Source organism: Actinosynnema sp. NPDC023658 (assembly GCF_040639995.1).
Taxonomy (GTDB): Bacteria; Actinomycetota; Actinomycetes; order Mycobacteriales; family Pseudonocardiaceae; genus Actinosynnema.
The window spans coordinates 1-7,333 of record NZ_JBFAAX010000295.1; the positions used below are offsets into that span (position 1 = coordinate 1).

Genomic DNA, 7,333 nt, shown 5'->3' on the forward strand with positions numbered 1-7,333 from the left:
GCTGCTCGTGCTCGCCGGCACCGGCGGGCTGGCCGACGAGATCGCGGGCGGCGAGGTCCGCGAGACCACGGCCGGTGAGGCTCCGAAGGCCGAGGTCGGTGCGACCGCGGTCGGCAGGGGCCAGGACGACGCCGTCGAGGCCGGCCCGCCGCCCGACGCCCTTCCACCCGCCGCCCCGGCACCCTCCGCCCCGACACCCGCTGCCCCGACACCCGCCGCCCCGGCACCCGCCGCCCCGACACCCGCCGTCCCGCCCGAGAGCCGCAACGACGACCTCGCCGTGCTGGTGCGCAGCGGTCAGGTGGCGGTCGTGCACCTGGACGAGGGCGCGGACAAGGTCGTGGCCGTGCTGCGGCGCGTGCTGGGCAACCGGCCCGGCGCGAAGCTGCACGCCGACGTGCCGCCGCCCGCCGTGTGGCCGCGAGCGCGGTTCCGCGCGCCCGACCCGCGCCCCGTGATCGACCCCGGCTACGTGCTCGACTACCCGCTGCTGGCCGACGCGATCCACGAGGCCAACCAGGTGGTCGCGCCCGCGCTGCACGAGTGCGAGGTCGCCGCCCTCCGGTCGCGGGAACGCGCCCGGCTCCTGGTGGTGCTCGCCATCGCCGCCGGCTTCGGCACGACGGTCTTCGCCGCGCTGCAGGTCTGGCTGCGGGACGCGCCGTGGCCCGGCGTGCTGCTCGCCGTGTCCGGAGCGGCCGCGGCGGTGCTCGCGGTCGTCGCCCGCAGCGGCGAGGACCCCGACGCCCGCGTCCGCGCCGAGCAGCTGCGCGCCCTGTACTTCGACCACCTCGCCGCACCACCGGCCGTCGACGACGCGGAGCGCGAAGAGCGCTCACGCGAGCTGGCGACGGCCGTGGCGCGCTACCGCCACGAATCGGTGAGCCGCTCATGACCCCCGTCGGAACGTCGGCCCGGCCGACGCTGGTGGACGACCACCGCGAGCAGTTCCTCCGCGCCTACCTGCGCCACCGGGTCGGGGAGCGCCTCGCCGGCTTCGAGCAGGCCCAGGCCCGCTACACCGCGGCCCGCCGCTGGACCTCCGTCCTGACCGTGCTGCTGTTCACCGCCGCGGCGGCGCTGGGCGCGGTGGCCGTGGCCGACGCCGGGCGACGAGCGCCGTGGGCGTTCCTGGCCACCGTCGCGGCGGCGCTGGCCACGGCGATCACCGTCTACGAGGCCGCGTTCTCGTTCCGCTCCCTGTCGCGCCGGTCCGCGAACGGGGTGGCGCTGCTGCACCTGCTCCAGGCGCACGGCGCACCGGAGGGCGAGGACGGCGTCAACGCCTTCCGCACCGAGGTCGAAAGCGTGCTGCGGCACGCCGACCAGTGACCGGGCGACCCCGCCGCTCCGGCTGAGCCACCACCGGGGGAGCGCGGCATCGGGCGGATCGCGCACCCGGCGCCGTCGCGGGACGAGCTGGTGCCCGGTTTCGCGTTCCCGAAGGACGGGCGGGCCGCCCCGGTGACCTCGCAGCCGGCCGGGTTCCACCCGCCCACCCCGTCCGACCTGCGGTATGACCGGATCGGGTGCGCGCTGACCGAGGTCGACGAGGACGAGCCGACCGAACTCGTCGTGGAGGCGTGGCGAATGCGCGTGCCCGAGCGTGTGGCCGCCGCGCACCCCGGTCTATAGATTCTCGCGACAGGCCGATCGGTGGGAGTGGTTCTCGCCCCGGTGTGCCGTGGCGACGACGATCTCCGGCGGTGACGCCCGAGCGTCCGCCGGTCACGACGTCGGAGTCGGTCGGCGCCTGGGAGAGCACCGTGGAACACGTGGAGCCCGTGGAGCCCGTAGCCGACGTGGGGCGGTAGGCGTGGAGATCCGCCGGCGCGACCCGGCCGAGCTGGTCCGCGGCAGCGGGCTGGTGGCCCGCAGGCTGATGCCGTGGCCGCTGGTGAACGCGCCGTTCGACGGCTCGTGGTGCGTGGTGCAGCCCGGTGCCGCGTCGAGCACGCACGCCCACCGCGAGCACGAGGTGTGGGTGGCCGTGTCCGGTGCGGCGGAGATCGTCACCGAGGACGGCCGGGTGCCGTTCGCGGCCGGCGACATCGTCCACTTCCGACCGTACGAGGAGCACCAGCTCGTCAACGACGGCGAGGTGGACTTCCAGTTCTTCGCCGCCTGGTGGGACGTGGAGATGGCGGAGCGCTTCAGCGCCCGCGACGAAGACGGCCGCTGAGCCGGCGCGCGGCGGAACCAGGCGGAACACCCGTCACAGGCCCGTCAGACGCCGATGCGCTGTGGGACGGGTCCGGGTGGCACACCCACGGCCCGGACCGTCCCGTGCGCGCCGCCCGGCCTCCGGGACGTCAGCTGGCGGCCACGGTCAGCCCGGTGGCGGCGAGCTTGGCCGTCCGCGGACCGTGCGCCCGGATCCGCTCCTGGTAGGCGCGCAGCAGCGCGGCGTGGATGTCGTCGACGTACTCGGCCGCCGCGCAGTCCCGCCGCCACACCACGGTCACCCGCCGGTGCACGGGATTGCCCACGACCGGTTTCAACAGCACCCCCGGCAGGTCCTGACCGGTCGGGAAGAAGCACGCCACGATGTGCGCCGAGCGCACCAGTTCCGCGGCCGACGCCGGGTCCACGCCGAAATGCGCGCAGCGCGGGGTGAACCCGACCGCCTCGCACGCCAGGTGCAGGTTCAGCCGCCCGCCGCCGTAGCTCTCGTCCGGCACCGCCCATTCCTCGTCGGCCAGTTCGGACAGCCGAATCTCGTTCCGCGCCGACAACCGGTGCCCGGCCGCTATTCCGACCAGCATCGGTTCCGTCACGAGGGTCCGGCAGTCCACCTGTTCGGGAATCCGCAGTGGACTCTGGGGGAATTCCGTCACGACCGCGAGGTCCAGCTTGCCGGCGCGGACCAGTTCGAGCACCGCGTCGCTGGTCCGCTCGATGTGGGTGGTCTGCGGGTGCGTCGGCAGCAACGAGCGCACCACCCCGACCAGCAGCGGTGTCACCGAACCGGCCACGCCGCCGAGCCGGATGCCGGTCACGTCGCTCTCCGCGGCCAGCGTGCGCGCGGTGACGAGCAGGTCGTCGAACCGTTCCACCAGGTCACGTGACCGCAGCACGACGTGGCGACCGAGTTCGGTCAGCTCGACGCCGTCGGTGCGCCGCAGGAACAACGGACCACCGAACCCCCGTTCGATCCGGCGCAGCTGCGCGGTCAGACCGGCCTGGGCGATCTTCAGCAGTGAGGCGGCTCGGCTGATGCTGCCCGCTTCCGCCACGGTCAGCACGACGTGGAGGTGCCTGAGCTCCATGTTCACTGCGGCAGCCTAGGGCAATCGAACAGCCCGAACACCGACCGTGCGTGTGGCGAAGCAGGCGACTCTGCGTCGAGAAGATCTTGGTCCGTTGCTCCAACAGGTGCATAACTGGCGAGTTATCGCCACCTCACACCTACCGCCGCGCTCACCGGTTCCCCCACCCTGCTGAATGGCTGTCGCCGATTCCCGGGGAGGTGTGAGCGACATGAAGAAAGCGTTGCGCCTGCGACGCCTTTCCCGTCCGCGCGACGACAGGTACCTCTTCGTCCCGCTCGACCACAGCGTCTCGGACGGACCGGTGGTGCCGCGCGACCGGTGGCACGAGCTCATCGACTCGGTCGTCGTCGGCGGGGCCGACGCCATCATCGTCCACAAAGGCCGGGTCCGCACGATCGACGCGGACGTGCTCGCCGGCTGCGCGCTGGTCGTCCACCTCAGCGCGGGCACCGCGCACGCCGCCGACACCAACGCCAAGGTGCTGGTCGGGGAGGTCGACGAGGCGCTGCGGCTGGGCGCCGACGCGGTGAGCGTGCACGTCAACATCGGCTCGGACACCGAGGAGCGCCAGCTCGTCGACTTCGGCGTGGTCGCCAAGGCCTGCGACGACTGGAACGTGCCGCTGATCGCCATGGTCTACCCGCGCGGTCCGCGCATCGCGGACCCGAACGACCCCGGGTTGCTGGCGCACGTGGTCAACATCGCGGTCGACCTCGGCGCCGACATCGTCAAGACCAACCTCGCGCGGCCCACCGAGCGGATGGCCGACGTCATCGCCAGCTGCCCGATCCCGGTGCTCGTCGCGGGCGGTCCGGCGACCGGCGGCAGCGTCGTCGACCACGCCCGCACCGCGATGGCGGTCGGCTGCGCGGGCCTCGCCGTGGGCCGCCGCGTGTTCACCGCGCCCGCGCCGATGTCGCTGGTGGCGGAGCTGGCCTCGATCGTCCACGACGACACCGAATCGGACCTGGTCCGCGCCATGACGGGCGTCGTGGCCTCGTCATGACCACGTCGACCGCGGCCGCGGCCCGCCACCGGACCGGCGGCGCCGCGGCCGTCGCCCGCCGACCGGGCTCTCACCCCTTGGAGAACCGTTGAAGTTCGCCTGGATCGACCTCCGCACCGTCCCCGAGGCGCACCGCGAAGCCGTGGTGGACGCCGCCGTGCACGCCCGGCTCGCCGGTGTCGTGTCCGACGACCCGGCGCTGCTGGACGCGTTGCCGCCCACGATCACGCGGGTGCTCGTCGCCGACGCGGCGGTCGACAGCCCGCACCTGGTCACGGTGGTCGTGGACGACCAGGACGCGCTGGAGCGGCTCACCACCGACGCCGCGTTCGTGGAGGTCCGCGACGACCGCACGCTCAAGCTCGCGTGCGCCGCGGCGGTGCGGCTGGGGCACACCGTGGTCGCGTTCACCGATCCGACGAAGATCCCGCTGGAGATCGTCATCGCCGCCGCCGACGGCGCACCCGGCAAGCTGGTCACCGTCGTGGCCGACCTCGAAGAGGCCGCGATCGTGCTGGACGTGCTGGAGCACGGCTCGGACGGCGTGCTCATGGCGCCGCGCGACGCCAACGACGTGTTCAAGCTGGCCAGGCTGCTGGAGGCCACCACCCCGCCGCTGAACCTCACCACGCTCACCGTCGAGGGCATCACCCACAACGGCCTGGGCGACCGGGTCTGCGTGGACACCGCCTCGCACTTCAAGGAGGACGAGGGCATCCTCGTCGGCTCGTTCTCCTCCGGCTTCATCCTGTGCTGCAGCGAGACCCACCCGCTGCCCTACATGCCGACCCGGCCGTTCCGGGTCAACGCCGGCGCCCTGCACTCCTACGTGCTCGGGCCGGACAACCGCACCAACTACCTGTCCGAGCTGCGCTCGGGCAGCACGGTGCTCGCCGTCAACTCCGAGGGCCGCACCCGCAAGCTCACCGTCGGCCGGGCCAAGCTCGAATCGCGCCCCATCCTGACCATCACCGCGCACTCGCCCGAGGGCGTCGAGGTGAGCCTCACCGTGCAGGACGACTGGCACGTGCGCGTGCTCGGCCCCGGCGGGAAGGTCCGCAACGTCACCGAGCTGCAACGCGGTGACGAGCTGCTCGGCTACATCGCGACCGAGCAGCGGCACGTGGGCATCCCCATCGGCGAGTTCTGCAAGGAGACCTGAGTCGAGATGCGCGAGTTCGTCACCGACCTGTTGCGCCGCCACGGCGACGACGTGCCGGTGTTCACCCACGAGCACACCGTGACCCGCGGCGCGTTGCGCGTCGCGGTCGCCGCCGAGGCGAGCCTGTTCGCCGCTTCCGGGGTGGGGGAGGGCAGCACGGTCGCGCTGCAGGTGCCCCCGAGCTTCACCCAGCTGGAAGTGGTGCTGGCGCTGTGGAGCCTCGGCGCCCGGGTGGTGTCGGCCGACCACCGGATCGGGCAGGCCGAGGTCGACGCGCTGCTCGACCGGACCCGGCCGCAGTTCGTCGTGCGCGCCTCCGGCCGGCCGGTCGGCATCTTCCGCGAGCGCTACGAGCTGGTGACCCGGCTGCGACCGGGCGGGCAGCCCGCCGCGACCCGGCACCGGCTGGTCCAGTTCACCTCCGGCTCGACCGGGCGGCGCAAGGTCGTCGGGCGCAGCACCGAGTCGGTCATCCGCGAGGTGATGAGGCTCGGGGCGTCCGAGGGCATGCCGCGGCGCGGCGAGCGGATGCTGCTGCTCAACTCGACCGCCCGCGACTTCGGCCTGATGGGTGGGCTGCTGCACGCGTTGGCCGTCGGCGTGCACCTGGTGTTCGCCGGGCGTCTGTCGGCGGAGGACGTGCTGCGGACCGCGGCGCGGCGCGAGGTCGACTTCATCACCGGCGTGCCGTTCCACTTCGAGCAGCTCGCCTCCGCCGCTGACCGGTCCGCGTTGCGCACCGTGCGCGGCGCGCTCGCGTGCGGCGAACCCGTGCCGCGCGACGTGGCCGACCGGTTCGCCGCCGCCACCGGCCTCGCGGTCGGTGAGTGCTTCAGCACCACCGAGACCGGCGCGCTGACCATGGACGTGACGGGCGAGAGCCGGCCGTCGGTCGGCAGGCCGCTGCCCGACACCACGATCCGGGTGCGGGACGGGCTGGTCGAGGTGGCGTTGGACCAGTCGCCGTACCTGGACGGCGAGAACCCCACCTGCTACCTGGACGGGTGGTTCCGGACGGGTGACCGGGGCGAGTTCGACGCGGGCGGCAACCTGCGGCTGCTGGGCCGGGCGGATCCGCGCGACGCGCTGCGCGACGGCAACGCGGAGCTGCCCCGGGTCGAGGTGACGCGGTGACCGGGACGTCCGACCCGACCGCGGGTGATCAAGGGGTGCTCGCCGGCGCGTCGTGATCGCGGTTGTGGCAGGGTGGGCGTGTGGAACAAGTCGTGCTGCTCGACGAGTCCGGTGCCGGGATCGGTGTGGCCGACAAGGCCTCCGTGCACCACGCGTCCACCCCTCTGCACCTGGCGTTCTCGTCGTACCTGTTCGACGAGGCGGGCCGGCTGCTGCTGACCAGGCGGGCCCTGCACAAGAAGACGTGGCCGGGCGTGTGGACCAACTCGTGCTGCGGCCACCCCGCGCCGGACGAGCCGATGGTGACGGCGGTGACCCGGCGGTTGGCCGACGAGCTCGGGCTGGCCGACGTGCGGCTGGACCTGGTGCTGCCCGCGTTCCGCTACCGGGCGGTGATGGAGAACGGGGTCACCGAGAACGAGATGTGCCCGGTGTTCCGCGGCCTGGTCTCCGGTGACCCGGAGCCGAACCCGGACGAGGTGGACTCGTTCGAGTGGGCCCCGTGGGCGGAGTTCGCCCCGGCCGTCCTGGCCGGCGCCCGTCCCGTCTCGCCGTGGTGCGCCCTCCAGGTGGCCGAGCTGTGGCGGCTGGGCCCGGACCCGACGGCCTGGCCGACCGGCCCGACCTCGGCCCTCCCCGCCGCCGCCCGCCTGTCCTGAACGCTCAACTCGCCCAACCCGAACGTAGGACACGCACGTTCCGGGCGTAGGACACGCGCGCGTGTCCAACCCCCACGTCACGCGTGTCCTACCTCCAGAA

General features: G+C 73.5%; 8 protein-coding genes and 1 pseudogene. 8 read left to right on the forward strand and 1 reads right to left on the reverse strand.

Features of this window, described 5'->3' with window-relative positions:
• The 4 genes and pseudogenes from AB0G02_RS24260 to AB0G02_RS24275 all read left to right on the forward strand — a co-directional run.
• Window positions 1–895: pseudogene (locus tag AB0G02_RS24260) on the forward strand (hypothetical protein); the annotation flags it as partial.
• Window positions 892–1,332, forward strand: a complete 441-nt coding sequence (locus AB0G02_RS24265) for a hypothetical protein (RefSeq protein WP_360797755.1) — start codon at window positions 892–894, stop codon at window positions 1,330–1,332. The pseudogene AB0G02_RS24260 and the gene AB0G02_RS24265, both read left to right, overlap by 4 nt.
• A 90-nt stretch (window positions 1,333–1,422) precedes the next feature.
• Complete coding sequence (locus tag AB0G02_RS24270; RefSeq protein ID WP_360797756.1) at window positions 1,423–1,635, forward strand: hypothetical protein; 213 nt, start codon at window positions 1,423–1,425, stop codon at window positions 1,633–1,635.
• Between the two features lie 181 nt (window positions 1,636–1,816).
• Complete coding sequence (locus AB0G02_RS24275) at window positions 1,817–2,182, forward strand: cupin domain-containing protein (protein WP_360797757.1); 366 nt, start codon at window positions 1,817–1,819, stop codon at window positions 2,180–2,182.
• A 130-nt stretch (window positions 2,183–2,312) separates the two neighbouring features.
• Here the strand turns inward: AB0G02_RS24275 and AB0G02_RS24280 are convergent, their stop codons facing one another.
• Window positions 2,313–3,269, reverse strand: a complete 957-nt coding sequence (locus tag AB0G02_RS24280) for a LysR family transcriptional regulator (protein WP_360797762.1) — start codon at window positions 3,267–3,269, stop codon at window positions 2,313–2,315.
• Between the two features lie 211 nt (window positions 3,270–3,480).
• On the opposite strand from AB0G02_RS24280, the gene AB0G02_RS24285 reads away from it, so the two are divergent.
• The 4 genes from AB0G02_RS24285 to idi all read left to right on the forward strand — a co-directional run bounded on the left by AB0G02_RS24285 (window position 3,481) and on the right by idi (window position 7,233).
• A complete protein-coding gene (locus tag AB0G02_RS24285) occupies window positions 3,481–4,278 on the forward strand; it encodes a 2-amino-3,7-dideoxy-D-threo-hept-6-ulosonate synthase (protein WP_360797758.1) in 798 nt (265 codons plus the stop codon).
• 88 nt (window positions 4,279–4,366) lie between these two features.
• Window positions 4,367–5,440: a 3-dehydroquinate synthase II gene (locus AB0G02_RS24290; RefSeq protein WP_360797759.1), complete on the forward strand. Its 1,074-nt coding sequence runs from the start codon at window positions 4,367–4,369 to the stop codon at window positions 5,438–5,440.
• Between the two features lie 6 nt (window positions 5,441–5,446).
• Window positions 5,447–6,574, forward strand: a complete 1,128-nt coding sequence (locus AB0G02_RS24295) for an AMP-binding protein (RefSeq protein ID WP_360797760.1) — start codon at window positions 5,447–5,449, stop codon at window positions 6,572–6,574.
• 80 nt (window positions 6,575–6,654) lie between these two features.
• The gene (gene idi / locus AB0G02_RS24300; protein WP_360797761.1) at window positions 6,655–7,233 is read left to right on the forward strand and encodes an isopentenyl-diphosphate Delta-isomerase; all 579 of its coding nucleotides are present in this window, start codon (window positions 6,655–6,657) and stop codon (window positions 7,231–7,233) included.
• The last annotated feature ends 100 nt before the right edge of the window (window positions 7,234–7,333 follow it).

Excerpts from the sequence above, each read along its gene's own strand:
- AB0G02_RS24265 (WP_360797755.1), top strand. The coding sequence starts at position 892 with ATGACCCCCGTCGGAACGTCGGCCCGGCCGACGCTGGTGGACGACCAC.
- AB0G02_RS24280 (WP_360797762.1), bottom strand. The coding sequence starts at position 3,269 with ATGGAGCTCAGGCACCTCCACGTCGTGCTGACCGTGGCGGAAGCGGGC.
- AB0G02_RS24285 (WP_360797758.1), top strand. The coding sequence starts at position 3,481 with ATGAAGAAAGCGTTGCGCCTGCGACGCCTTTCCCGTCCGCGCGACGAC.
- AB0G02_RS24295 (WP_360797760.1), top strand. The coding sequence starts at position 5,447 with ATGCGCGAGTTCGTCACCGACCTGTTGCGCCGCCACGGCGACGACGTG.